Raw genomic sequence first — 26,997 nt, 5'->3', positions numbered from 1 at the left:
ATGAGCCCTTTAAATATCGGTGTCCCAAGCTTAATTCTTATTCTCTTGCTCGCTTTACTCATTTTCGGACCGAAGAAGCTTCCAGAGATTGGTGGCGCATTTGGTAAGACGCTAACAGAGTTCAAGAAATCCACAAGCAACATGATGGATGATGATTCGGATAAGAAGGACGTTATTGAGCAACCGTCAACAACTGAGACAAATAAACAAGCATAACATTGATAAGAGGGAAGACTAACACCGGATGTGTTGGTCTTTTTCTGTGTTTTCTTTGCAAAGGTTGTAAAGAATATGTAAAGGTATTAGAGAGAAGCTTGTGAAGGTTATGTTGTTCGATTACGATTAAGATAGAGTTGACAGTCTGATTATAAGAATTAAAGGGGTTATTCGATGGGCTTAAAAATGCTAGTTGTTGACGATGAAGCGTCAATTGTAACATTACTTACTTACAATTTAGAGCAGTCAGGATATGTTGTAGAAAGTGCTACAGACGGAGAACAAGCGTTAGAACTTGGTTTGAACAATGATTACGACATGATTATTCTAGATTTAATGTTGCCTGTTTACGATGGTTTAGAAGTTTGTCGAAAGCTTCGAGAGCGTGGAATCACGACCCCAATCGTTATGCTAACTGCAAAAGATGAAGAGTTTGATAAAGTGCTCGGTTTAGAGCTTGGCGCAGATGATTACTTAACGAAGCCTTTTAGTCCAAGAGAGTTAATTGCTCGAGTCAGAGCGATTTTAAGAAGAGTAGAACAAGCAGGAAAAGTCGACGAAGAAGAAGAAAATGAGAAGGTGCATGTGAGCCTTGGAGACTTAACGATCTATCCAGATTACCACGAAGCATACCTTCAAGAAGAAGGACTTGAATTGACACCGAAAGAATTTGAATTGTTATTATATCTCGTTAACCACAAAGGAAGAGTGCTGACGAGGGATCAATTGCTTAAAGCCATTTGGAACTATGAGTTTGTTGGTGATACACGGATTGTTGATGTGCACATTAGCCATTTAAGAGAGAAGATTGAGCCGAACACGAAAAAACCGACGTACATAAAAACCGTACGTGGTCTAGGGTATAAGATGGAGAACCCTGCTCTACGATGAATACATTTAGAACACGGCTTATGTTTGCTCTTAGTCTGATCATTCTTGTCGTACTTAGTGCACTTGGACTTCTCGTTGGCTCACTAGTGAACGACATTAATATGGAGCAAACGATAGAACGAATCCAAAATGAAACGTCTCTCATGGTTTCACAAATCAATGAGTTATCAGATTCAGGTTCAATTGAACAATATGTAGATCAAGTTAGTGATGAACTGAATTTACGAATAACGGTTATTGATGAGACCGGATCTGTACTCGCTGAAAGTAATATTGAACAAGTATCAGAACAAGACGATAACTATTTATCGCGAGAAGAGATCGTTCACGCTGAAGATTTTACACATTCAGCGGTACGAATAAGTGAAACGTTAAATGAAGAAATGCTCTATTACGCACTTCCTTTATCTGGAGAAGTAGAAGGATACGTACGAACATCCTTAAACATTGACCATTTGCGTGAAGCGTCTATGCAATTATGGTTGTTTTTAGGATTAAGTTTCACAGCAGCAATGATTATCATTATGATACTCGTCTACCGAGTGTCACAACAATTGACGCGTCCAATCTATGAATTAACTGAAATGTCTAGGCAACTAGCGAGAGGGAATTACAAAGCTCGCGCTTACGATGACACGAGTGATGAGCTTGGTCAGCTTGCCCGCTCGGTAAACGTACTTGCCTACAACTTAGATAAAATGACTCGACGCTACAAACGCCAACAAGATCGACTTGAAGCGCTCATCGATCATATGGGTAGTGGTCTCATTTTTATTAATGGTCATGGACAAATTAACTTAACGAATAAAATGGGGATGGCCATTTATAAAGATCAAAAAGATTATGAAGGGTTATATTATGAGAAGATTGCTGAGCCTACGCTTGTTGCCTTCATTCAAGATGTGTTTATGAGTGAAGAACATCAGCGTTCGCAAATAAGCTTTACTCAACGAAGTCCTCAGCAATATTACGAAGTGTATGGAACGCCAATTACGAATAGCCATGGTGAACTGCAAGGCGTTGTGATCGTATTGCATGATATAACGAACCTGAAGCGGCTTGAACAAGCACGAAAAGACTTTGTGGCTAACGTTTCTCATGAGCTAAAAACACCCGTCACATCTTTAAAAGGGTTTGCCGAAACACTGTTGGATGGCTCTCATGAGGAAGAAACGATCCGGCTTCAGTTTTTGCATATTATTGAGAAAGAAAGTAGTCGATTGCAAGAATTAATTGAAGATCTTTTAGAGCTCTCTCGAATCGAGCACCACAGCTTCGAATTAAACGTGATGCCTCTTGAACTTAGTGAAGTTACAAATGAAGTTGTACATTTACTAGAAGAGAAGGCGAATGATAAGGAAATTACGATTCACGTGTCCTGTGAAGGGTCAACGAAGATGGATGGAGATATTGCTCGTATTAAGCAAGTGCTCATTAATCTGATTACGAATGCGATCGTATATACGCAACAAGGTGGAAAGGTTTGTGTAAAGACGATTGAAAAAGCAGAAGAAGTAGCTATTGTCGTTCAAGATAACGGGATTGGGATTGATGAAGAATCGTTACCGCGAATCTTTGAACGTTTCTATCGTGTTGATCGTGCGAGAAGTCGCAACTCAGGTGGAACAGGACTTGGACTTGCCATCGTTAAACACTTAGTTGAAGCACAACACGGAAGAATTGACGTGAATAGCATAGTTGGTAAAGGAACGAGCTTTACCATCACTCTTCCAAAAAAACCAAATTAAAAAAGGGAAAAAGATCAGAGTGATCTTTTTCCCTTTCCTTTCACTTTAATGGTCTCGCCTCCATCAAACGTGATAGCAACATCCCAATGTGTGACCTCAGAAACATCGATACCTAAAGCGTTTGCTAGTCGAAGCTGAACATCTTCCTTAGTAGCACCAGGGTAGATTCCTAAGTGAAAGACGAAGCGTTCTGTGGATTGCTTGTTTTTGTCGTTATCTGTTTCTTTACAACTATATTGCTCTTGAAACGCATCATAGCAAATTTCATAATCTTCTGTAACCGTGACAATTTTAGCTTGAAATTCGATAATGCTTGGGGTGGCATAGACGTCTTGTGAAAGTGGGAATAATAGTAACAGTAAGGTGAAGCTCATGATCATTAGTTTCATATGAGTACCGTTCGCAATACTCACAAAAACTATACAGGCGAACGAGAAGAATCATTGGATAAGGTATGATAAACTAGGTGTATTGATCGGTACGAAAGGGGTTTCCAAGTGAATAAAAAATTAGTATTAGTCGATGGAAACAGTATTGCATACCGCGCATTTTTTGCTTTGCCGTTACTTACTAACGACCAAGGTGTTTACACGAATGCGGTGTATGGATTTACGAATATGTTAATGAAGATTTTAGAAGACCAAGAACCTAGCCATATTTTAATTGCTTTTGATGCAGGTAAAACGACATTTCGTCATGAGCAATTTGAAAGCTATAAAAGCGATCGTGAAAAAACACCACCTGAGCTTTCAGAGCAAATGCCAATAATAAAAGAGGTATTGCAGGCCTTTCAAATTAAAGTAACACGCATTGAACTTTATGAAGCGGATGATATTATCGGAACCCTTTCAAAGCGAGGAGAAGATGAAGGCTTTGACGTTCGCATTTATACAGGAGATAAAGACTTACTTCAACTCGTAAGTGAGCGCACGCACGTTGCCATTACGAAAAAAGGGATTACAAATGTCGAATGGTTTGATGAGGCGCATATGGAAGAAGTTTACGGAATCCCTGCTTCTCATATCCCAGACATGAAAGGACTTGCTGGAGATTCTTCAGATAACATCCCTGGTATTCCTAAAGTTGGTGAGAAAACGGCACTTAAGCTACTAAAAGAATTTGGAAATATTGAAGAGGTTCTCAATTCATCAGAACAAGTTTCTGGACCGAAGTTACGTGAACGTTTAACGGAATTCCGTGACCAAGCATTGATGAGCAAGGAGTTAGCGGTTATTCACCGTGAATCACCGGTGGAAGAGTCGTTGTCAGACCTTGAATACACGGGTTACGAAACGAATGATGTACGTAAGCTTTTCACAGAGTACGGATTTAATTCTCTAATGAAACACATTGGTGTTGACGATGAAGAACAAATAGAGGCCAAAGAACGGGCGTTAGAAGAATTTACTTTCCACCACGAACAAGAAATTACTGAAGACATGTTGCAATCTCCTGCAGCGCTTGTTATTGAATCACCAACTGAAAACTATCACCATGCTGAAATTTGGGGGCTAGGCATTGTGAATGAAAACGGTTCGTATACCGTTCCAATGGATGTTGCCTTACAATCTGACGATTTCAAAGCTTGGTTAGCCGATGAGACGAAAGAAAAATATGTGTTTGACGGTAAGAAACTCACAGTAATGTTAGGCTGGGAAGGTTTTGACGTGCGGGGCATTGTGTTTGATACTTTGATCGCTTCTTACTTAATTGACCCGTCATTATCGAGCCATGATCTTGCAAACATTGCAGAGCGTAGAGAAATGACGAGTGTGTTGCTTGATGAAGAAGTATATGGGAAAGGGGCAAAACAGCAAAAGCCAGAGGCAGATGCCCTTAATGATCACATTGCTAGAAAGACAGCTACGATTTGGAAATTACAACCTTTATTAAAAGAAGAGTTAACGACAAACGATCAATGGCAACTCTTTGAAACGTTAGAGTTACCGTTAGCTCTCGTGCTTTCAGAAATGGAACTCGAAGGTGTAAAGGTAGACCAAGAACAATTAAAGCAAATGGGCGTAGAATTGGACGAGCGTTTAGGTCAGCTTGAGCGCGATATTCACGAGCTTGCAGGTGAGGATTTTAACATTAATTCTCCAAAGCAGTTAGGACCGATTTTGTTTGAAAAACTGGGCTTACCGGTCATTAAGAAGACGAAAACAGGGTATTCAACAGCAGCAGATGTTTTAGAGAAGTTAGAAGGCGAGCATGACATCATTCCGAATTTGCTTCATTACCGTCAAATCTCGAAACTACGCTCCACATACGTGGAAGGTTTGTTAAAAGTCATTCACGGAAAGAGCAATAAGATTCATACGCGGTTTAACCAAGCTTTAACACAAACAGGAAGGTTAAGTTCTCAAGATCCGAACTTACAAAACATCCCCATTCGACTTGAAGAAGGACGTAAAATCCGTAAAGTGTTCGTACCAAGTGAAGAGAACTGGTACATTCTTGCTGCTGACTACTCACAAATTGAACTTCGTGTGTTAGCGCACATGTCTGGCGACGAGAAATTAATGGAAGCATTCCATGAAGGGCAAGACGTTCATACGAAAACAGCGATGGATGTTTTTGATGTCTCAAAGGATGACGTCACCGACACGATGCGTCGCAATGCAAAAGCAGTGAACTTCGGGATCGTTTATGGTATTAGTGACTATGGATTGTCGCAAAACCTCGGTATTACGAGAAAAGAAGCGCAATCATTCATCGACAAATACTTCGAAACGTATCCGAATGTTAAACGATATATGGATGAATCGATTGCGTATGCAAAAGAGCATGGTTACGTAACGACGTTATTAAAACGCCGTCGCTATTTGCATGATATTAACAACCGCAACTTTAATTTGCGTAGCTTCGCAGAGCGGACTGCAATGAACACACCGATTCAAGGTACAGCCGCTGATATTATAAAAAAAGCGATGGTAGATGTCGCGAACACGCTTAATGATCAATCATTAAAAAGTCGCTTGCTTCTACAAGTACACGATGAATTGATCTTCGAAGTACCAGAGTCAGAGCTCGAAACGATGAAGCAGCTCGTTAGTGATTTGATGAGCCAGACGATCTCGTTAGACGTACCGCTTGTCGTTGATGTAGAATTCGGAAAGACATGGTACGAAGCGAAGTAAGGAGAAACGAGAATGCCGGAATTACCAGAAGTTGAGACGGTACGCAAAACACTCTCATCATTAGTTGTTGGTAAGACGATTGCTGATATAGAAATCGGCTGGCCTAAGATGATTAAAGAGCCAGACGATGTGAGCGTATTTCGCGATCAAGTGATCGGTCAAACGATCGTAGACATTGAACGGACAGGGAAGTTTTTACGGTTTATTTTGACGGACTATGTTCTCGTTTCCCATTTACGGATGGAAGGCAAGTACAACACGTCTAATGATGAAGTCGATAAACATACACATGTGCGTTTTTTCTTTTCAGATGAAACCGAACTTCGTTATCGGGATGTGCGTAAGTTCGGTACGATGCATCTCTTCGTAAAAGGGACAGAATTTGACCGAGCACCGTTGAATAAAGTAGGACCAGAGCCATTTAATGAGCGCTATACGGTGTCTTACTTGCAGGAGAAGTTCCAAAGAACGACTCGCTCCATTAAGGCTGTGTTACTCGATCAAGCGATTGTTGCGGGGCTTGGAAACATTTATGTAGACGAAGCACTACATCGCTCAGGGATTTTGCCTGGACGAGTTGCGAACACGTTGCGAATAGACGAAATCCAACGATTACACAAAGAAACGATTCAGACGTTAGAGGAAGCCATTGCATCAGGAGGCTCTTCGATCCGTTCCTACTTAAATGGAAACGGAGAAATGGGTTATTTCCAGCAGAAGCTTTTCGTATACGGGAGAAAGAACGAGCCGTGTAAAACGTGTGAAGGAACCATTATTCGATCAGTCGTTGCAGGACGAGGCACGCACTATTGCCCCGACTGTCAATCGTAATTGTAAAAATGCCCCCTTCCCTCATGTACATAGGATAAGCGTATTTCATAGGCTATCGTATTGAGTGAGTATGAGGGGGCTTTTTTTATGGAATCGTGGATTGCAGTTTTAATTCTTGCATTTGCGGTTAGTGTAGACGGATTGGGTGTAGGAATGACGTACGGTATGCGAAAAATGCAAATTAATTGGTTGCCTCTTTTAATTATCGGCACATTTTCATTTACAGCGGTTTTGCTGTCAGGGTTTGCAGCGACCTTTGTGTTTCAATATTTACCGAATGCATTTGCGGATTACTTAGGGGGAAGCATTTTAATCCTCATCGGAGTTTATGCGATTGTGCAAGCGTATCACCATTCAAAAACGAAGCCAGAAGAAATTAAGCCAATAACAAAAGTCGATCAAGTAAAAGAGAAAGTCGTCAAATTCGAAATTAAAAAATTAGGATTGGTCATCCAAATCCTCAAAAAACCGACGGTAGCGGACGTCGATAACTCAGGGACAATTAGTGTAAAAGAAGCAGTCTTACTCGGCTTTGCGTTATCACTTGATGCTTTTGGTGCCGGATTTGGGGCGAGCATGCTCGGGTACTCGGTCGTTTGGTTTGCCTTAATCGTATCCATCATGTGTGTCACGTTTTTAGTGATCGGCAAAAAAGGTGGATATAAACTGTCGAATGTGCGCTTTTGTGAGCCTTTAGTGTTTTTGCCAGGTTTATTGCTAATGTGTATCGGTATATACAATTTTTTATAAGGAGTTTTCATTATGATCATCGGGTTAACTGGTGGCATTGCTAGCGGTAAAAGTCTCGTGGCGAACCTTCTAAAGCAGGAAGGTTTGCCTGTTATTGATGCAGATCAAATTGCAAAGGAAATCGTTGAGCCTCACGAAGAAGCTCATCGTGACATACTATTTCATTTTGGACGAGAGGTGTTCCATGAAGATGGCACACTTCACCGAAAAGCACTCGGTAAGGTCATTTTTAATGATCCTAAGCAACGTGAAACATTGAATAACATTATGCATCCGCGAATTCGTGAACGATCGAAGTTAAAGCAGCAACAGTATGAGAACGAAGGGTATACAACGATTGTGTACGATATTCCCTTATTAATTGAAGGCGGAAAAATGGATCAATACGATCAAGTGTTGCTCGTGTACGTTGATGAAGACGTACAGTTACAACGGCTTATGGAGCGGGATCAAAGTACAGAAGAAGAAGCTAAGTCACGAATAAACTCACAAATGCCCCTACGTGAAAAACGGCAATATGCTGACGAAATCATTAATAATAATGGCTCAATTGAGGAAACTACAAGACAAGTACGAAAAACACTAAAAAAATGGGGAATATAAATAGAATTGATTTCCAATAAAGAAAAACATCGTACAAGTTATCGTTATATGATATACTATTGAAGAAAATAGTGATGATTAGTGTATCATAATTAGGAGGCATCAAGATGAAAGCGAAAGTAGCGATCAATGGATTTGGAAGAATAGGAAGAATGGCTTTTCGACGTGCATTCTTCAATGAAAATATTGAAATCGTTGCAGTGAACGCAACCCACCCTCCAAAAACGCTTGCGCATTTGCTAAAGTATGATAGTACTCATGGAACGTTTGACGTCGCTGTAGACACAACAGATGATGCGTTAATCGTTGATGGCAAAGAAATCAAACTACTTCAAAACCGTGACCCGAAGCAGCTACCTTGGGCAGAGCTCGGTGTTGATATTGTTATTGAAGCAACAGGCAAGTTTGTTACAAAAGAAGGCGCTGGGAAACACATTGAAGCTGGGGCGAAGAAAGTCGTGATTACAGCTCCTGCGAAAGAAGAAGACATTACAATCGTTATGGGCGTGAATGAAGAAGAGTATGACCACGATAATCACCACGTCATTTCAAATGCTTCATGTACAACAAACTGTTTAGCACCTGTTGTGAAAACGCTTGATGATGTTTTTGGAATTCAAAGCGGTATGATGACAACGGTTCATGCTTACACAAACGATCAGAAGAATATCGATAATCCACATAAAGATTTGCGTAGAGCGAGAAGTTGTGGACAATCAATTATTCCGACGACAACGGGAGCAGCTCGTGCGATTTCCCTCGTATTGCCTCATCTAGACGGGAAATTAAACGGTATGGCACTACGAATTCCTACACCGAACGTATCACTTGTAGACCTCGTTTGTGAACTTCAAAGTGACGTAACGGCTGAACAGGTGAACGAAGTGTTTAAGTCTGCAGAAGAGAAAGAAATGAAAGGTATTTTAGGCGTTTCGGATGAGCCTCTCGTTTCGATTGATTTTAACGGCGACGATCGTTCTAGCATTGTTGATAGCATGTCTACAATGGTCATGAACAAGCGTCAAGTGAAAGTAATTGCTTGGTACGATAATGAGTGGGGTTATGCTTGTCGTGTCGTTGACCTTGTTGATTTAATTGCTCAGAAAATTACACAACAATCAGTTGCAAATTCTTAAATCATTTTCAGCTGAACCTTTTATGACTGATCCATGTCGTTAATGGATCAGTTTTTTTATATTTGTCGTCTAATTTGATTAGGATTGGATGAGTAATTCTAGACATGTTATGATAGACTCAATTAGTTGTTATTCTACCTTGTTAAGGAGTGGGGCCGATGCGTTGTCCGGTCTGTCATTCCAACGGGACTCGCGTACTCGACTCAAGGCCACACAATGAGGCTCGCTCAATTCGAAGACGAAGAGAGTGTGAACGATGCAGTCATCGATTCACAACGTATGAGATTGTCGAAGAGACACCGATGTTAATTGTGAAGAAAGATGGCAACCGTGAGGAATTTAGTCGCGACAAAATGCTTCGCGGTTTAATTCGAGCATGTGAAAAGCGCCCAGTTCCATTGGAAAGATTAGATAAGATCGTTAGCGATGTTGAGCGCGAATTACGAAGTGGTTCCGAGCGTGAAGTTCCGAGTGGCCGAATTGGCGAGCTTGTTATGGAACATTTATCACACGTTGACGAAGTTGCGTACGTACGTTTTGCATCCGTATATCGACAGTTTAAAGACATTAATGTGTTTATAGATGAATTAAAAGAATTGATGAAACGCACAGATGATGAAGGGCCCGACAAGTGAGCAATCACGCTTTCAGGGCTCTTTCTACGTCTTGAAGGAAGGTGACTCGTTTGTCTTGGTCTTGGAGTGAGTTACGGCCAATGGATCCGTACACAGTGCGAATGGTCGAACCGTTTTCACAACTACATGAAAAAGCATTGCTATTGTTGTATCAACCTTTAATCGGCTCGATGGCCGTTAATTTATATTTGACGTTATATTATCGATTAGAACGAGACGCCTACATGTGTGACGAAAGCACACACCGGGAATTGATGATCACCACGGCAGAAGAATTGCCAACGATTTTAGATGCTAGAAAGCGACTTGAGGCGATCGGTTTATTAAAGACGTATATGCAAAAGCAAAACGATGAACGTGTATTTTTGTACGAATTGTCGACGCCAATGCTTGCAAATGAATTTTTTGCCGATCCGTTCTTAGGTGTTTTTTTACAAAATCGCATCGGTGTAACGAAGTTTCGCCAAATTCGACAGCGGTTTAGCACACCAAAAATCGATAAACATCAATGGGAAGAGAAAACAGTTGCCTTTAATGACGTGTTTACGTCGTTAAAAGATCGCGAATTAAATCGAGAAGATCGTGAAGACTCTGAAGAGCTTGTTGGTGATCGTGATCGCTCGTCTTTAGTTGTCAACGATCGACAATTTGATTTTGAACTTGTGAAGACGTTTTTGCCAGCGTTTTTCGATCATGAGGCGATGCTAACCGACTCAGTGAAAAAAGATGTTCGCAGTTTATCGTTTGTGTATCAGCTTGATGAAATGGAAATGAGTCGTTTAATGATTGAAGCGATGATTGGTGATGATACGATAGATATTGAACGGTTACGTACGGTCGTAAAAAATTGGTATCGCCATCAACACGGTCAAAATCCTCCAAAGCTTGGGCTTCGGACGACGGCTGATGAGGAAGTTCCATCATCTGAGAAACCAGAACAGATGAGTGAAGACGAGAAAATGGCAAGCTACTACAATCGTATTTCACCCTATGAGTTATTGGAAAGCATTTCAGAGGCAACGGTCTCGCCTCCAGACATTAAACTAGCTGAATCACTCGTTCATGATTACAAATTACCAGTCGGTGTCGTGAATACGCTCATTGATTATGTGATGCGGACCCATGATCAACGCTTAGATGCTCCGCTCGTACAAAAGATTGCAGGCGATTGGTCAAGGAAGAAGATTAAGACCGTTGAAGAAGCAATGAACCATGCAAAACAAGAATACCAAAAGCGTAAACAGGTAAAAGATAAACCATCCAAATCCACAAATCGACCTTCTCAAACGAAAAACAAAAAGTCACAACAAAATCAAGATAAATTGCCGAAGTGGTTAACAGGTGAACGGCAGGAAGAACCATCAGAAGAGAAGCGCAAAAAAGCAGAAGAAGAACGCAAGAAATTTGAGTTGTTACTTCAAAAATATAAGAAAGGGGACAGTTAAGTGGAGCCGATCCGTGATTCCCTAAAAAAGTATATGGGAGAAACAGGCTGGGAAAAGCGTTTGAATAAAGCGCGTGAATCACTGTTTCAAGACGAGAGAATTCGGTCTTGGCTGGATCATCATCGCGATGAATTGGCAGATGGAGCGATCGAACAAGGCATGGCAGAACTATATGAGTATAAAAACTCGACAGTTGGTTGTCACGCTTGTACTTCATTAAATGCTTGTCAAAATCCGATGCCTGGATACCAACCAGAATTGTATGTTCATTTAGGTCAAATTCATATGAGGTATCAACCTTGCCCTTCTAAAATTGCTAGTGAGCAAGAACAAAAGCATAAGAAGTTGATTCAAAGCATGTACGTTTCTGAGGAATTTAAAAAGGCATCTTTTGAACAAGTAGAACTTGATGATGAAGACAATACGAGAGGGACAGCGGTCATTCAAGCGATTACGTTTGCGAATGAAATTGAGCCTAAGAAAGAAGGGAAAGGGCTCTATTTGCACGGGATGTTTGGTGTTGGAAAAACGTATATCGCAGCAAGCATTCAGAATACGTTAGCGAATCGCAAAATCTCGTCATTGCTCGTCTATGCACCAGAGTTCTTCCGTGAAATGCGACAGTCAGTGGCAGATGGTACTGTTTCAGAGAAGCTCGATGCAGTAAAAGCAGTTCCCGTCTTAATTTTGGATGATTTAGGCGCCGAAACGATGTCCGCTTGGATCCGTGACGACGTATTAGGTGTGATTTTGCAATATCGCATGACTGAAAAACTACCGACCGTTTTCACGTCAAACTGGGATTTAGACGAACTAGAAGGACATTTAGCATTTTCACAAAAAAATGGTGAAGAACGACTAAAAGCGAAGCGATTGATGGAAAGAATTCGTCCGATGACAACTGCAGTGTATGTTTCAGGGAGAAATCGACGTCATGAATAAATGTCGTCCCTGAAACTACATTCGATGTTTTTCATTGGCTATGTTACGATAGAAGAGAAATATGAATCTATGAATCGGCGTTTTTAAGGAGGCAGAACGATGAGCATCGATGCGATTTTGGAGAAAGCTGTCGCAGGTGAACGACTAACGATGGATGATGCCGTTCGGTTATACGAAGTAGACGAAAATGACGAAGTACAGCTAAATAAACTTGGTGAAGCTGCAGATACAATGATGAAGAAGTGGCATCCAGACCCAATTACGACATTCGTAATTGGACGTAACGTCAATTATACGAATTTCTGTGATACATACTGCAGATTTTGTGCGTTTTATCGTCCTCCTGGTCATGAGGAAGGCTACGTTCTAAGCGATGAAGAGATCTTCAAAAAAATTCAAGAAACCGTGGATGTTGGCGGTACTGAAATACTGATGCAAGGTGGAACGAACCCTAATTTAGAGTTTTCGTATTATACCGACTTGCTCCGAAACATTAAAAAACGTTTTCCGGATATTACGATGCATTCTTTCTCACCCGCTGAAATCTATAAGATGATGGAAGTGTCAGGACTTAGCCTTGAAGAAGTGCTACAAGAATTAAAAGATGCAGGTCTTGATTCATTACCAGGTGGCGGTGCGGAGATCTTAACAGAAGAAAACCGTAAAGCGGTTAGTCGCTTAAAGATTGATTGGCTGCAATGGATTGATTGTATGAAAGCCGCGAAGAAAGTTGGCATGCACGGAACGGCTACAATGGTTATTGGCTTTGGGGAGTCGAATGAAGAACGTGCGCTTCATTTGCAGCGAGTACGTGATGCGCAAGACGAAACGAACTGTTTCCTTGCATTTATCTCATGGACATTCCAACCAGATAACACTCGGATGAAAGGCGAGAAAATTACTCCGAATGGGTATTTGAAGAACGTCGCAATTAGCCGCTTGTTTTTAGATAACGTTCCGAACTTCCAATCTTCTTGGGTAACGATGGGACCAGAGACAGGCAAGCGTTCTCTCCACTTTGGTTGCAATGACTTTGGTAGTACAATGATCGAAGAGAACGTTGTTTCTGCTGCAGGTACGACGCATAAAGTGAATAACAACCGTGCGCTTGATATTATTCGTGAAGCAGGCAAGAAACCAGCTGTGCGCGATACGAAATATAACACACTGCACGTTTTTGAAGAACATGAACGAGCATCAAGAGACTTTGAAATGCAGAATTAATCAGTAGAGGAGCCTTCTTTGAAGGTTTCTCTTTTTTTTTCGCATGTTTGTCCAGCGCGTACATACGATGGAATAGAGCGATGTATGGACCGGATTAACGGAATGCGCGAGGAGGCATGTTTGTGCTGACAATTGAATTTACACATAGCAAGGACTGTAATAAGGTCGTCGATCGTATGAAGAATGGGTTAGCGCATCTGTATACACCATGTACGATTTCTAAAACGAAAGAAACAGAGATGCGTTATGAATATCAAGGGGACAAAAATGAGTGGGAGCAATCGGTACGTCCTTTTATCGCTGCGGTGATTACAGATGAAATGATGGCGAACTACGAAACCGATTGGTTAGCAAGACGGATTAATCGTCGTTTTAATTATTGCGATCCAAGTGTACTTGAGCATGTGATTGAGTGTACAAAAGCAATTCTTTCTGGAGAACATTCGGACATTCCAGAAGCTAAAAAAATTACGAAACGAATGGATGCATTTTACGAGTCTGTCCATCAACATCTCATCGATAAAGATACCTTCCATTGGCAACCATTTATGCAGTTTTGTATAGGGAAGTACATTCATTATTTAGACGAGTTATCCGATGCGATTTTCGAAGAATATCAAATGGAGCAAGAATATCAAACGCTCGTTGATACACTTCGAACATATGTCCACGGTGCGACCCCACTGTCAACGGAATTGCATCTATGGTACCCGGGCAGGGAACGATTTAAGCTTTGCGATGGGAATGGCAATGAGTGGAATGCGATTGAAAGACTAAGGAATACAAAGAGTATGCTCGTTTTTGAAGAAGGAGTGTTACCGGCGGAAATGATTATTAGTCCGATTGCAAGTGTCGCCCCTAAGCGGTTATACGTGTATACCGATTGTGATGATGGTGTGATTCAAACGCTTCGGAACATTTTCCAAGAACGAATCAACTTGCGATCGTTTACGCAATGGGAATTTTAAGTTTGTTGATTTTTAATTCATTCATAAATTGTTTATTCTGCAAATGAATACGAAGCAACTTTTGTTAGGAATTCTGAAATTCATGATCTCTTAAGTACGTTGCTTTAAAGAGAGAACGCGTTACCGACAAAAAGTATTTTTTGTCGGTTTTTTTATTCATATACTTTCTGGATATTCTTTTCATTAAGCGCTTACAAATTTTAATATAAATAAAATTGACACAATTAAGAACATCTTGTAATCTTTGTATACACACTTGGTAAAGAGGTGATCGGTCATGAGTAATTCGAAAGCTACAATTGATTATGAAAAAGTTGTAAGCGATTCCAAATTCAAAGCGTTAATGAATGCCAAGAAACGATTTATCGTACCAATGACCATCTTTTTCTTTTTATTTTATTTTTCACTTCCTGTGCTTGCTTCGTATACAACGATTTTACATAACGAAGCGTTCGGTGTGATTACGTGGGCATGGGTGTTAGCAGTTGCTCAATTTGTGATGACGTGGACACTTTGCATCATGTATACGAGAAAAGCGGCTCAATACGATCGAATGGCTGATGAAGTGTTAGAAGAACATGTACAGATCGATCGGAGGGAAGTAAGTTGAATGAATTGAACTTTACCGTTATATCACTCTTTCTAATCATCGTTGCAGCAACACTCGTCATTACGTATTTCGCAGCTAAGCGTACGAATACGGCTAGTGAGTTTTATACTGCTGGTGGGGGACTTACTGGTTGGCAAAACGGTTTAGCCATCGCAGGGGATTACTTATCTGCAGCGTCATTTTTAGGGATTGCCGGCGCCATTGCACTTACAGGTTTTGAAGGGTTTTATTATAGTGTTGGTTACCTTGTCGGTTACTTAGTCGTTCTATTTATCGTTGCAGAACCGATGCGTAATATCGGGAAGTATACGATTGCTGATATGTTAACGGCTCGATTTGATTTAAAGAAAGTACGTGGAATTGCAGCACTTAGTACAATTACGATTGTTACGTTTTACATGATTGCCCAACTCGTAGGGGCAGGAGCACTTATTCAATTATTATTTGGGATCCCTTATTGGGTAGCTGTTATTATCGTCGGGGTCATGATGACAACGTATGTTATGTTCGGTGGTATGACCGCAACGAGCTGGGTTCAGATTATTAAAGCCGTGTTACTCATGGCCGGGATGTTTATCATTTCACTTATCGTATTATTCCACGTGAACTTCAATATCGTTGAATTGTTCACGCAAGCGAGAGATGCCTCGCCTCACGGAGCGTCCTATCTAAATCCTGGAGTCGATTCTGATCTACCATTAGATACGATTTCCTTAATGCTCGCTCTCGTATTAGGTACGGCAGGTTTACCGCATATTTTACTTCGCTTCTTTACAGTAAAAGATGCGAAGACTGCACGAGCATCAGTAATTACTGCGACATGGATCGTCGGGATCTTCTATTTGCTCACGATTTTCCTCGGGATGGGAGCGGTAATCTTCGTTGGTCATGAAACGATTGTCGCGAATAACCCGGCAGGAAATATGGCAGCACCACTTCTTGCTCAAGTTCTCGGTGGCGATTTATTATTCTCATTCATCGCCGCAGTAACATTTGCAACCATCCTTGCAGTTGTGGCTGGTCTTGTTCTTTCAGGAGCATCGGCATTTGCTCACGATTTGTACGGGCAAATTCTTAAGAAGGGTCAAGCTACTGAGAAGCAACAAGTGGTTGCAGCAAGAGTTGCATCATTAAGTGTTGCGGCAATGTCAATCACTCTGGCACTCTTCGCCCAAAACTTAAACGTTGCCTTCCTTGTAGCTCTTGCATTCTGTGTGGCGGCAAGTGCGAATTTACCGCCAATCATCTTCACAATTTATTGGAAACGATTTAACACAACAGGTGCAATTACAGGGATTTTGAGTGGTTTAATTTCAGCATTAGTACTCGTTATGCTAAGTCCAAATGTGCTTGATCCAGACGGAAATGCGATTATCGTTGGAGATCCACTGTTCCCATTGGCTAACCCAGCGATCATATCCGTTCCGCTCGGGTTCTTAGGGGCATACCTCGGTACGATCTTCTCGAGTCGCAAATTAGATACTGAGAAGTATCGTGAAATTAAAGTGAAAGCAAACACAGGATTTAAAGAAGAGATTGACAGCTAATGTAAGTAGAGCGGAAGTTCCTATTTAGGGCTTTCGCTTTATCTTTTCCCGGGAAATAATTACGAATGTCTTAAAAGTAAGCAGCGGCTCGTAAGAAAGTCGAACAAAAATAGGCGGTTGCATTTTTCATGACGAATGAATATAATAGGTCGTAAGAAAAAAGGCACGGAAGAGGACATGAATTTATCGATACGATTCACAGAGAGAAAAGCCTAGGCTGAAAGCTTTTTAACGCCGGTCGATGAGTTTACCCCCTCAGAGCTACAGTGATGAACGCGATGCTAGTACTTACTGTCGTTATCGGGCGTTAACCGATTCGAGTGCAGCAAATCAGCTGTATGAGGGTGGAACCGCGGGTATAAACTCGTCCCTATTTAGGGACGGGTTTTTTCGTGTTTTAAATTAAAGGAGTGAATCGCATGTCTAATCAAGTACAACTTACATTTCCAGACGGAGCAGTTAAATCATTTGATGCAGGCGTCACGTTAGAAGAAGTCGCATCGTCCATTAGTTCTGGACTGAAAAAACAAGCGTTGGCTGGTAAGCTCAATGACGAATTGTATGATCTTCGTAGACCAATTAAAGAAGACGGGAAGATTGCAATTATCACATACAAAGACGCAGAAGGATTAGAAGTTCTCCGCCATAGTAGTGCTCACTTGCTAGCACAAGCGGTCAAGCGTCTCTATCCAGATGCAACATTCGGTGTAGGACCTGTCATTGAAGGGGGTTTCTACTACGACATCGATACTGAGCATACGATCACACCAGAAGATCTTCCTAAAATCGAAAAAGAAATGAAGAAGATTATGGATGAAAACTTCGAGATCGTTCGAAAAGAAGTATCTCGTGAAGAAGCGAAAGCGTATTTCAATGAAATTGGCGATCCGCTTAAACTAGAATTGATCGATGCAATCCCAGAAGGCGAAACGGTTACACTTTATGAGCAAGGTGAGTTTACAGACCTTTGTCGCGGTGTACACGTACCATCTACGAGCAAGTTGAAAAAGATTAAACTGATGAATATCTCTGGTGCTTATTGGCGAGGCGACAGCAAAAACAAAATGCTTCAACGCATTTACGGGACTGCATTTGAAAAGCAAGCCGACTTAGATGAGCATCTTCGTATTTTGGAAGAAGCAAAAGAACGAGATCACCGTAAATTAGGTAAAGAGCTCGAGATTTTTACAATCAATCAAAAAGTAGGACAAGGGTTGCCATTATGGTTACCTAAGGGAGCGACAATTCGTAGAACGATTGAACGTTACATCGTCGACCTCGAAGAGCGCTTAGGTTATGATCACGTCTATACACCAGTGCTCGGCAGTGTAGACCTTTATAAGGCATCAGGTCACTGGGATCACTATCATGAAGATATGTTCCCACCTATGGAAATGGATAATGAAGACCTCGTGTTACGTCCGATGAACTGTCCACATCATATGATGGTATACAAAAACAACTTACACAGTTATCGTGAACTTCCAATCCGAATCGCGGAACTTGGAACGATGCACCGTCATGAAATGTCAGGAGCGCTTGCTGGTTTACAGCGAGTACGTGCAATGACATTAAATGATGCACACATTTTCTGTCGTCCAGATCAAATGAAAGAAGAATTCCTACGCGTGGTTGATCTCATTCAAAACGTGTATAGCGATTTTGGTATTAACGATTACTACTTCCGTCTTTCTTATCGTGATCCTGAAGACAAAGAAAAGTATGTCGATAATGATGAGATGTGGGATAAAGCACAACGTCTTCTAAAAGAAGCGATGGATGAGCGTGGTGCGGAATACGTGGAAGCAATCGGAGAAGCAGCATTCTACGGTCCAAAACTAGATGTTCAAGTAAAAACAGCCCTTGGAAAAGATGAAACATTATCTACGGTTCAGCTCGACTTCCACTTGCCAAATCAAATGGATCTCACATACATCGGTGAAGATGGAAAAGAGCACCGTCCAGTCGTTATCCACCGTGGCGTTGTATCAACGATGGAACGCTTTGTTGCTTTCCTCATTGAAGAATACAAAGGTGCATTGCCAACATGGCTTTCACCGGTCCAAGTGCAGTTAATTCCTGTTTCACTAGAAGTACATCAATCGTACACTTCAAAAGTAGAAGATGCGCTTCGTAAAGTAGGCGTACGTGTTGAAGTAGATATGCGCGAAGAAAAGCTCGGTTACAAAATTCGAGAAGCGCAAACGAAAAAGATTCCGTACACTCTCGTACTCGGTGATAAAGAGCAAGACGCACTCGATGTGAACATCCGTAAGTATGGTGAAAGTGATACAGAGTCGATGCCACTCGATGCCTTTGTTGAACAACTAAAACAAGAAGCACGTAAGTTCTAATAGTAGAAACAGAAACTGGGTAGTGAGCCACTCGTTCGAGCGTTTCAACGAAGTGATTGCTTTTTTTAGAAGTGATGTTGACAATTCGTTATTCATCCTGTATAGTAATGAAGTATTGAACATGTTGCACGCAAGCAGAAGCGCCCGCTTCTCACCTGCAAAACACCTTAGGGTCGTTACCAGGTAAGCAATCGAACGTGATGGCTATAAGTGGGCGTCGTATGTATACGACTCTCACTTTTTTTTATGCATAGCTAACTGTTTTTGTGAGCATGTTTAGATTCATATCGTTTCCTTACTAATGTCGGAGGTGGCTCACTATTCGTAAAGATATGAAGCTCAACGATGGGATTCGTGCACGTGAAGTGCGTCTCATCGACGCTAATGGCGAACAACTTGGTGTGAAATCAAAGCGCGATGCGCTTGAGTTAGCATCTAAAGCTGAATTAGACCTTGTCCTTGTTGCTCCAAATGCAACTCCGCCTGTATGTCGAATTATGGACTACGGAAAGTTTCGTTACGAACAACAGAAGAAGGATCGAGAAGCTCGTAAGAAGCAAAAAGTCATTAACGTTAAGGAAGTGCGTCTTAGCCCAACTATTGAGGAACATGACTTCAATACGAAGCTTAGAAATGCACGTAAATTCTTAGAGAAGGGCGATAAAGTGAAAGCGGCAATTCGTTTCCGTGGACGCGCTATTACCCACTCTGAAATCGGACGTAAGGTTCTCGAGCGTCTTGCAACAGAATTAACGGACGTTGCAAGCATTGAGACACGCCCGAAAATGGAAGGTCGCAGTATGTTCTTAATACTTGCGCCGAAAGCTGAAGACAAGAAGTAGTCGCACAACAGCAAAGGAGGAAGTACTCATGCCAAAAATGAAAACTCACCGCGGTGCTGCAAAGCGCTTTAAGCGTACAGGAACTGGGAAGCTCAAGCGTGGTCATGCTAACACAAGTCACCTTGCAGCTGCTAAGTCTGAAAAGCAAAAGCGTCATCTAAGCAAACAAGCCGTTATGGATAAGAGCGATCAGTCTCGTATTGAGCAGTTGCTCCCTTACAAAAAATAAGTTATTTTCGTAAACTGAGGAGGGATTGACGATGCCTAGAGTTAAAGGTGGAACAGTCACACGTCGTCGTCGTAAAAAGATATTAAAGCTTGCTAAAGGTTATTACGGTTCCAAACATGCGTTGTTCCGCACAGCGAAACAACAAGTAATCAAGTCAGGACAATACGCTTATCGTGACCGTCGTAATCGTAAGCGTGAGTTCCGTAAACTTTGGATCGCTCGTATTAACGCCGCTGCACGTCTAAACGGTCTTTCTTACAGCCGTTTAATGCACGGTCTTAAGCTTGCTGAAATCAACATCAACCGTAAGATGCTTGCTGATCTTGCTGTTAACGACAAAGACGCTTTTACTGCACTTGCAGACAAAGCAAAAGCTCAATTGTCATAATGAATGAACCCCTTGTGCAATGCACAGGGGTTTTTTATTATATAGAGATCATCGGTGATACTAAAACGCCCACACTCATTAAAGTGTGGGCATTTATAAATACTATTTCTTTGATACGAAAAATCCTACAATACCACCGAGAATTGCTGGAACGAGCCAACCAAATCCGAGGTCACTTAATGGTAGCATAGAAGTTAAAGATACAATTGATTCTGGAAGTAATCCTGCCTCTTTCAAACCATCTGTTGTACTGATAAGTGCAGTCATAATGATTACACCTCTATAAACACTTTGACGTCCGCCGAACAGTCGGTCTGTAAACGCTAAAGCGATCAGTGCGATGATGATAGGGTAGATAAACACAAGTACAGGTAGTGAAAATGCAATGAGTTGGTTAAGTCCCATGTTCGCAATCAGCGCACTGAACACCGTGAAGATGAGTACGAACCTTTTATATGAAATTTGAGGGAACCAACCATTAAAGTACGTTGAGCACGATGAGATTAGACCGACAGCAGTTGGGACACAAGCAAGGATTATCGTAATGGCGAGAATGACGTTTCCGCTTACTCCAAAGTACTCAAAAGCAGTGAGTTGCAATATCTGTCCACCGTTTTCTTGTGTACCTACGGCCGTTTCGCTGACAGCACCTAGATACCCAAGACCAGTGTAAATTACCGCCAATAGTCCACCGGCAATTAAGCTTGCTTTAATGGTTACAGATCGGATGACCGTCTGATCGTTAATTCCTTGTGATTTAATCGTTTGTAAAACGAGAATTCCAAAAACAAATGCTGCAATCGTGTCCATCGTTAAGTACCCTTCGGTAAACCCAGAGAAAAATGCCAAGCTACTGTATTCCTCAGATGGCGCTGAAAATGTACCGAGTGGTCCAAAAATCGTTCGAGCTAATACGACCGCTAAAACGAACAATAAGATTGGGGTAATAATTTTCCCGATTCGATCGATGAATTTGCCTGGAGAGGCAGCTAGCCAATAGACAAACGCAAAATAGACAATTGTAAAAATAACGAGTGCAAGACTCGTAACATTGTCTAAAAAGGGCGTTAAACCGACTTCAAAAGAAACAGTAGCTGTTCTTGGAACAGCGAATAAAGGTCCAATTGTCAAAAATGTTAGAGCAGTAAATGCTGTCGCAAAAATAGGGTGTACACGTTTACTAATCGCTTCAGCATCGTCTTTACCTGTATAGATGATTGCAATAACTCCAAGTACAGGCAAGCCAACTCCAGAAATCAAAAACCCGATAATTGCTGGCCAAAGTTGATCACCAGCTTCTTGTCCAAGTAACGGTGGAAAAATAAGGTTCCCTGCCCCAAAGAACAGAGAGAACAACATAAGCCCGATTAAGATCGTTTGCTTTGTTGATGATTGTGATGCTGACATAATTATGTAATGCTCCTCTTTACAGTGATAAAGTCTAATGGAAACTATTCTATCATACAAAATGTCCCTTTCAAAACTTTTAGACAAATGAAGCGCTTTCTTTTTTGTGGAAAAATGTGGAGAAGCAAAGAATGTCAGACAGACCCCTTTGCTTCTCGAGTTTTCTTGCGTTGCATGAGTTGTTTAATAGGGCTACGCCATTCCACTTGTGCATGTGAATAACGTTGCTTTACTTCCGATTCAAGATATAAGAAGTCTTCATATCCAAGCCCTTCAATTCTCTCTGTTCGCTTCGGGTCCATAACGACTCGAACGACTTCGAAGCTAGATTCAGCTACACTTACATACTTCTCTCCTTCAAACATAACCCCTCGGTACGTAATTAAGAAATTCTTTCGAACGTCGTCAGGGTCATCATAAAAATAAAACTCTTGTCGTTTATGGGCAACTTCAAGCTTGCGTGTAGAATTCGTAGCATAACGGTAAACAGAGTAGGCTAGAATAAATAAGGCCGCAGCTAAAAATGCGTAGAGTAGTAACGACATGATGCGCCCTCCAATCGATACAGGTTTATGTATATATACGTTGAACCTTAAGAAAACGTTTCATTACGAATTACAATTAATATTCCACAACTTGTTGCACATCAAACATTTTAAAACGGGCGTAAGAAACGATGGATTGAGTATACCATCAATTGTCGGTATACTAGATGTATTGTACTAGAATGGAGGAATATGGAATGGTCAAGTTAACAGAGACGCAACAAATGCTCAAAGACTTAACAGATGCAAACGGTGTACCAGGCAACGAACAAGAAGCACGTGACATCATGAATCAATACATAAGCCCTTATGCCGATGAAGTAACGACGGACAACTTAGGTAGCTTAATTGCTAAGAAGGTCGGTAAAGCAGGGGGACCGAAAGTGATGGTTGCGGGTCACCTTGATGAAATCGGCTTTATGATTACACAAATTGATGATCGTGGGTTTTTGAAATTTCAACCTTTAGGCGGTTGGTGGGAGCAAGTGATGCTCGCTCAACGAGTAACGGTCATGACGAACAAAGGAAACATCACAGGGGTAATCGGCTCTAAGCCTCCACACATTTTACCTGCTGACCAACGCAAGAAAATGGTCGAGAAAAAAGACATGTTCATTGATATTGGTGCGAGTAATCGCGAAGAAGCGGAGTCATTTGGTGTGCGCCCAGGGGATTCTGTCGTACCAGTTTGTGATTTTACGGTCATGAACAACGAGAAGCTTCTAATGGCTAAAGCTTGGGACAATCGCATAGGGTGTGCAATTGCGATTGAAGTGTTAAAGCAATTAAAAGATAGCGATCATCCAAACGAAGTGTACGGAGTTGGAACGGTTCAAGAAGAAGTTGGTTTACGTGGTGCAAAAACGTCGTCACAAGCGATCGAGCCAGATATTGGGTTTAGTGTAGACGTTGGCATTGCAGGTGATACACCAGGTGTATCCAAGGCAGAAGCACAAGCAGAAATCGGGAAAGGTCCACAAATTCTCGTTTATGACGCTTCATTAATCTCTCATAAAGGCCTTCGTGAGCTTGTCGTTGATACGGCTGATGCTGAGAACATTCCTTATCAATACGATGCGATGGCTGCAGGAGGAACAGACGGCGGTGCAATTCAACTAACGGCTAATGGTGTTCCGGCACTTTCAATCTGTATTCCGACACGTTACATTCATACGCACGCCGGCATTTTAAATCAAGATGACTTTGATAATGCAGTTAAATTAATAGTAGCTGTCATTAAGAAGCTCGACGCTGAAACCGTTAAAACGCTAACATTCAAGTAAAAAAACACCCCAGTTTGGGGTGTTTTCCCGTTTTATTTCACACCTGTTGAAATCTGTTCAACAATTTGTTGCTTAGCTGAATCATCAACTTCGTTCCAATAGACTTCAAATAAAACGCCTAACCCAGGAAGCATTTTCTCTTCGCCGCTAGAAATGGCATCGGTAATGGTTGCTTCAATTTGTGTTGCATCACTTCCAGAAACGTTGTCTAAAATTGCATGTCGTAAATTTAATCCCATTATAGATCCTCCTTCAGTCTTTGCAGGTTTCATTATAGGATGAGGTGAATGAGGGAATCTTATACATCATCGAAAGAGGTGAGTACGTTGATTATGTCAGCGAGCAATCCTAAAATTAAGCAAATTAAAAAATTACAGCAAAAAAAATACCGTCAAAAAGAGCAACGATTCCTCGTTGAAGGACCGCACCTTGTGGAAGAAGCAATTCAGGCAGGTCGCGCTGAATCATTGCTACAAAGTGAAAGTGCAAAACCACTAGCAATAGAAACAGCGATGGAGCCACTCCTTGTGAGTGATGAAGTAATGAAAGGAATCAGTGCGACAAAAACATCGCAAGGCTGGCTGGCGGTTTGCAAGTTGCCAGATGAAAGCCTCCCAACTGAGGGGAACTTATTGTTCATTGATGGTGTACAAGACCCTGGGAATCTCGGTACGATCATTCGCACAGCTGAAGCTGCTGCTATTGCTGGAATCATCATTAGTGAAGAGACGGTCGACCCGTATAACGACAAAGTTATTCGCTCAACTCAAGGAGCCATTTTTCATCTTCCGATTGTTCGTGCCGATTTACGTGAACAAATGATCGCACAACAACAAGCTGGAAAAGTGATCATCGGAACAGCAATGAAAGGTCATCATTACCGGGAGATTGATCTCGAGAGTCGTGACTTCGGTTTGCTAGTTGGTAATGAAGGAGCTGGAGTTTCTAATGAATTACTCGCGCTTACTGATGAGAATGTTACGATCCCGATTGTTGGTCAGTCAGAATCATTGAATGTTGCGGTTGCAACAGCCATCCTTATTTATCAATGGTCGAACTTATAATAGGAGGAATCTCAATGGTTTATTCAAATGATGCCCTTCAAAATGAGCATATCGTTGTTACAGGTGCGACAGGTGGAATTGGCTACGAGACCGCCTTACTCGTAGCTCAATTAGGTGCTTTTGTGACCGTTACTGGTCGCAATGAAGAAAAGCTACAATTACTCGGTGAAGAACTTAGAAAGCATACGGAAAACTATTTCGTCAAACGTACAGACATAACGGTTGAAGAAGAGCGTCAAGACCTCGTATGTACTGCTGAAGAAAAGCTAGGTCCGATCACAGGGCTTGTTAATGCTGCAGGGATTGCTGGCAATTATACCGTTGAAGAAGTTACTGCAGAGCAATTGCGCAACTATATGGAGTTGAATTACGTATCACTAGTCATGTTAAGTAAGCTCGTGTACCGTTCCATGAAAGCGAACAAAAAAGGTGCAATCGTAAACGTCTCTTCGCTTTCTGGATTACGGGGAACGTATGCTAACACGGCGTACTCTGCAAGTAAGTTTGCGGTGATTGGTTTTACGCAATCGTTTGCATTAGAAGCTATTGAATACGGTGTTCGTGTGAATGCAGTTGCACCTGGAATTGTGGATACAGAAATGGGAAGAGCGGTTATTGAACGTAAAGCCGCGCAACATGACCGTACGTATTTAGAACAAAAGCAACATACTGAAGATAACTATCCGACAAAAAAGCTAATTACCCCACAAGAAGTCGCCCGCTCCATCGTTTACTTGTTAACGGATGCTACAGAGAGCATCATCGGCGAAACCTTGAAGATTAGTAGCGGAAGTTTAATGAGGTAAACGTGATTTGTTAACCGCCCCTCTTGCAAGTGCAACAAAAACCCTCTATACTATACTGCAACTGAACATGATTCAACACGTTGATAGAGAGTAGTAAAGTGAACACTGACTGACAGGAAGGGAAGACCATCGATTGGAAGTCTTTCTCTTTAAAGATCACTTGAATTCACTCTGGAGTTGGCACCGGTCACAAGGTGTCCCGGTTGACTACCGTTATGAGTTCATAAGTGATTGGTTCGTTCGTGAGAGCTGATAACAAGGGTGGTACCGCGAAACCTTCGTCCCTTTTTGGGCGAAGGTTTTTTTGCGTTCAATTACGATGTTGAAGCAAGGAATAAAGGAGGAGCACGATGATTGATCGATTAGAAGAGTTAAAGCTTGAGGCTCAAAGCGCTGTAACAAGCAGTCAAGACAAAAAAGAACTTGAACAAGTACGTATTAATTATCTTGGTAAAAAAGGACCCATCACTGAAGTACTAAGAGGGATGGGGAAGCTTTCAGCAGAAGAACGTCCTGTCGTTGGTCAAAAAGCCAATGAAGTGCGCGAAGCAATTCAAGCATCCATTGACAGCAAACAAGCATTTTTCGAAGAAGCAGAATTACAAGAGAAACTTTCGGCAGAAAAAATTGATGTGACGTTACCCGGCAAAAAGGTCGAAGCTGGATCTCCGCATCCCCTAACTGCAGTCGTTGAGCAGATTGAAGATATTTTTGTAGGACTCGGGTTTGAAGTCACAGAAGGTCCTGAAGTGGAGCTAGATTACTATAACTTTGAAATGATGAACTTGCCTGCAGACCACCCTGCACGCGACATGCAAGATTCGTTTTATGTATCAGAAGATACGCTTTTACGTACACAAACGTCTCCGGTACAAGCGAGAACGTTGCAAGCGGCCAAAGGTGAAGGACCGGTTCGAATTATTTGTCCAGGTAAAGTGTATCGTCGTGATGAAGATGATGCGACGCACTCTCATCAGTTTATGCAAATCGAAGGTTTGTACGTAGACAAACACGTGCGAATGAGTGACTTAAAAGGCGTATTTGATACGTTTGTTAAAGAATATTTCGGCAGTAATCGTGCCATTCGTTTACGTCCAAGTTACTTCCCGTTTACAGAGCCATCGGCTGAGATTGATGTGAACTGTGGCGTATGTGGTGGTGATGGTTGCCGCGTATGTAAGCAGTCCGGTTGGATTGAAGTACTCGGTTCCGGAATGGTTCACCCACGAGTTCTTGAAATGAACGGATTTGATCCGAACGTCTATTCAGGCTTTGCATTCGGAATGGGTGTAGAACGTTTTGCGATGCTAAAGTATGGCATTGATGACATTCGTCATTTCTACACGAACGATACGAGATTTTTATCACAATTCAAACACGTTTAATCGATAAA

General features: G+C 41.6%; 27 protein-coding genes and 2 other annotated features. Of the genes, 23 read left to right on the top strand and 4 right to left on the bottom strand.

All coding sequences use genetic code 11. The features are described from left to right. From tatA to pnpS, 3 genes are all read left to right on the top strand, one after another. Positions 1-216, top strand: coding sequence for a twin-arginine translocase TatA/TatE family subunit (gene tatA, locus JOD17_RS04365; RefSeq protein WP_042359654.1), 216 nt, complete (start codon positions 1-3; stop codon positions 214-216). A gap of 174 nt (positions 217-390) precedes the next feature. Continuing rightward, positions 391-1,107 carry a response regulator transcription factor gene (locus tag JOD17_RS04360; RefSeq protein ID WP_204695858.1) on the top strand — a complete coding sequence of 239 codons (717 nt, stop codon included), beginning with the start codon at positions 391-393 and terminating at the stop codon, positions 1,105-1,107. After that, positions 1,104-2,855, top strand: a complete 1,752-nt coding sequence (gene pnpS / locus JOD17_RS04355) for a two-component system histidine kinase PnpS (RefSeq protein WP_204695857.1) — start codon at positions 1,104-1,106, stop codon at positions 2,853-2,855. The genes JOD17_RS04360 and pnpS overlap by 4 nt, the downstream gene beginning before the upstream one ends. Before the next feature lie 14 nt (positions 2,856-2,869). Here pnpS and JOD17_RS04350 read toward each other — a convergent pair whose 3' ends face one another. Then, a complete protein-coding gene (locus tag JOD17_RS04350) occupies positions 2,870-3,229 on the bottom strand; it encodes a hypothetical protein (protein ID WP_204695856.1) in 360 nt (119 codons plus the stop codon). A gap of 123 nt (positions 3,230-3,352) precedes the next feature. Here JOD17_RS04350 and polA point away from each other — a divergent pair, with 123 nt between their 5' ends. From polA to rplT, 16 genes are all read left to right on the top strand, one after another. Beyond that, positions 3,353-5,995, top strand: a complete 2,643-nt coding sequence (gene polA, locus JOD17_RS04345; protein ID WP_204695855.1) for a DNA polymerase I — start codon at positions 3,353-3,355, stop codon at positions 5,993-5,995. A gap of 12 nt (positions 5,996-6,007) precedes the next feature. Beyond that, positions 6,008-6,826, top strand: coding sequence for a DNA-formamidopyrimidine glycosylase (gene mutM, locus JOD17_RS04340; protein WP_204695854.1), 819 nt, complete (start codon positions 6,008-6,010; stop codon positions 6,824-6,826). An 87-nt stretch (positions 6,827-6,913) separates the two neighbouring features. Then, complete coding sequence (ytaF, locus tag JOD17_RS04335; protein ID WP_204695853.1) at positions 6,914-7,576, top strand: sporulation membrane protein YtaF; 663 nt, start codon at positions 6,914-6,916, stop codon at positions 7,574-7,576. Positions 7,577-7,588: 12 nt separating this feature from the next. Then, on the top strand, positions 7,589-8,179 hold the full coding sequence (coaE, locus tag JOD17_RS04330; protein WP_204695852.1) for a dephospho-CoA kinase: 591 nt from the start codon (positions 7,589-7,591) through the stop codon (positions 8,177-8,179). A 107-nt stretch (positions 8,180-8,286) separates the two neighbouring features. Continuing rightward, complete coding sequence (locus tag JOD17_RS04325; protein WP_204695851.1) at positions 8,287-9,315, top strand: glyceraldehyde-3-phosphate dehydrogenase; 1,029 nt, start codon at positions 8,287-8,289, stop codon at positions 9,313-9,315. 158 nt (positions 9,316-9,473) lie between these two features. Beyond that, positions 9,474-9,950 (top strand): transcriptional regulator NrdR, encoded by a 477-nt coding sequence (nrdR, locus tag JOD17_RS04320; RefSeq protein ID WP_042359647.1) that lies wholly within the window; start codon positions 9,474-9,476, stop codon positions 9,948-9,950. Positions 9,951-10,000: 50 nt separating this feature from the next. Continuing rightward, positions 10,001-11,395, top strand: a complete 1,395-nt coding sequence (locus JOD17_RS04315; protein WP_204695850.1) for a replication initiation and membrane attachment family protein — start codon at positions 10,001-10,003, stop codon at positions 11,393-11,395. Continuing rightward, a complete protein-coding gene (gene dnaI, locus JOD17_RS04310) occupies positions 11,396-12,337 on the top strand; it encodes a primosomal protein DnaI (RefSeq protein ID WP_204695849.1) in 942 nt (313 codons plus the stop codon). It abuts the gene before it with no gap. Between the two features lie 99 nt (positions 12,338-12,436). After that, complete coding sequence (mqnC, locus tag JOD17_RS04305; protein ID WP_042359643.1) at positions 12,437-13,561, top strand: cyclic dehypoxanthinyl futalosine synthase; 1,125 nt, start codon at positions 12,437-12,439, stop codon at positions 13,559-13,561. A 122-nt stretch (positions 13,562-13,683) separates the two neighbouring features. Beyond that, a complete protein-coding gene (locus tag JOD17_RS04300; protein ID WP_204695848.1) occupies positions 13,684-14,529 on the top strand; it encodes a sporulation protein YtxC in 846 nt (281 codons plus the stop codon). Between the two features lie 277 nt (positions 14,530-14,806). Then, positions 14,807-15,139: a DUF485 domain-containing protein gene (locus JOD17_RS04295; protein WP_204695847.1), complete on the top strand. Its 333-nt coding sequence runs from the start codon at positions 14,807-14,809 to the stop codon at positions 15,137-15,139. 5 nt (positions 15,140-15,144) lie between these two features. Continuing rightward, a complete protein-coding gene (locus tag JOD17_RS04290) occupies positions 15,145-16,686 on the top strand; it encodes a solute symporter family protein (protein WP_204696079.1) in 1,542 nt (513 codons plus the stop codon). A gap of 157 nt (positions 16,687-16,843) precedes the next feature. Then, positions 16,844-17,061: a binding site (T-box leader), on the top strand. A 44-nt stretch (positions 17,062-17,105) separates the two neighbouring features. Continuing rightward, positions 17,106-19,040 carry a threonine--tRNA ligase gene (gene thrS / locus JOD17_RS04285; RefSeq protein ID WP_204695846.1) on the top strand — a complete coding sequence of 645 codons (1,935 nt, stop codon included), beginning with the start codon at positions 17,106-17,108 and terminating at the stop codon, positions 19,038-19,040. A 332-nt stretch (positions 19,041-19,372) separates the two neighbouring features. Beyond that, entirely contained in the window at positions 19,373-19,882 is a 510-nt protein-coding gene (infC, locus tag JOD17_RS04280; protein ID WP_042359640.1) for a translation initiation factor IF-3, read from the top strand. Between the two features lie 28 nt (positions 19,883-19,910). Further along, a complete protein-coding gene (rpmI, locus tag JOD17_RS04275) occupies positions 19,911-20,111 on the top strand; it encodes a 50S ribosomal protein L35 (protein WP_042359639.1) in 201 nt (66 codons plus the stop codon). A gap of 31 nt (positions 20,112-20,142) precedes the next feature. Continuing rightward, the gene (gene rplT, locus JOD17_RS04270) at positions 20,143-20,499 is read left to right on the top strand and encodes a 50S ribosomal protein L20 (RefSeq protein WP_042420263.1); all 357 of its coding nucleotides are present in this window, start codon (positions 20,143-20,145) and stop codon (positions 20,497-20,499) included. 102 nt (positions 20,500-20,601) lie between these two features. On the opposite strand, the gene brnQ is transcribed toward rplT, so the two are convergent. Both brnQ and JOD17_RS04260 read right to left on the bottom strand, forming a co-directional pair. Further along, positions 20,602-21,906: a branched-chain amino acid transport system II carrier protein gene (brnQ, locus tag JOD17_RS04265; RefSeq protein WP_204695845.1), complete on the bottom strand. Its 1,305-nt coding sequence runs from the start codon at positions 21,904-21,906 to the stop codon at positions 20,602-20,604. Between the two features lie 134 nt (positions 21,907-22,040). Beyond that, positions 22,041-22,451 (bottom strand): hypothetical protein, encoded by a 411-nt coding sequence (locus JOD17_RS04260; RefSeq protein ID WP_042420266.1) that lies wholly within the window; start codon positions 22,449-22,451, stop codon positions 22,041-22,043. Between the two features lie 197 nt (positions 22,452-22,648). Between JOD17_RS04260 and JOD17_RS04255 the strand changes: the two genes are divergently transcribed. Beyond that, on the top strand, positions 22,649-23,734 hold the full coding sequence (locus tag JOD17_RS04255) for a M42 family metallopeptidase (RefSeq protein ID WP_204695844.1): 1,086 nt from the start codon (positions 22,649-22,651) through the stop codon (positions 23,732-23,734). A gap of 32 nt (positions 23,735-23,766) precedes the next feature. Here JOD17_RS04255 and sspI read toward each other — a convergent pair whose 3' ends face one another. Continuing rightward, entirely contained in the window at positions 23,767-23,973 is a 207-nt protein-coding gene (gene sspI / locus JOD17_RS04250) for a small acid-soluble spore protein SspI (RefSeq protein ID WP_042420269.1), read from the bottom strand. A 48-nt stretch (positions 23,974-24,021) separates the two neighbouring features. On the opposite strand from sspI, the gene JOD17_RS04245 reads away from it, so the two are divergent. From JOD17_RS04245 to pheS, 3 genes are all read left to right on the top strand, one after another. Further along, complete coding sequence (locus JOD17_RS04245; RefSeq protein WP_204695843.1) at positions 24,022-24,798, top strand: TrmH family RNA methyltransferase; 777 nt, start codon at positions 24,022-24,024, stop codon at positions 24,796-24,798. Between the two features lie 14 nt (positions 24,799-24,812). Further along, complete coding sequence (locus JOD17_RS04240) at positions 24,813-25,604, top strand: SDR family NAD(P)-dependent oxidoreductase (protein WP_204695842.1); 792 nt, start codon at positions 24,813-24,815, stop codon at positions 25,602-25,604. A 71-nt stretch (positions 25,605-25,675) separates the two neighbouring features. Continuing rightward, positions 25,676-25,893 (top strand) — a binding site (T-box leader). A gap of 61 nt (positions 25,894-25,954) precedes the next feature. Beyond that, positions 25,955-26,989, top strand: a complete 1,035-nt coding sequence (pheS, locus tag JOD17_RS04235) for a phenylalanine--tRNA ligase subunit alpha (RefSeq protein WP_204695841.1) — start codon at positions 25,955-25,957, stop codon at positions 26,987-26,989. Positions 26,990-26,997 lie beyond the last annotated feature (8 nt).

Source organism: Geomicrobium sediminis (assembly GCF_016908595.1).
In the GTDB taxonomy this organism is placed as follows: Bacteria; Bacillota; Bacilli; order Bacillales; family Marinococcaceae; genus Geomicrobium_A; species Geomicrobium_A sediminis.
The sequence above is the reverse complement of the archived record's forward strand: the minus strand, read 5'-3'. Positions and strand labels throughout refer to the sequence as shown.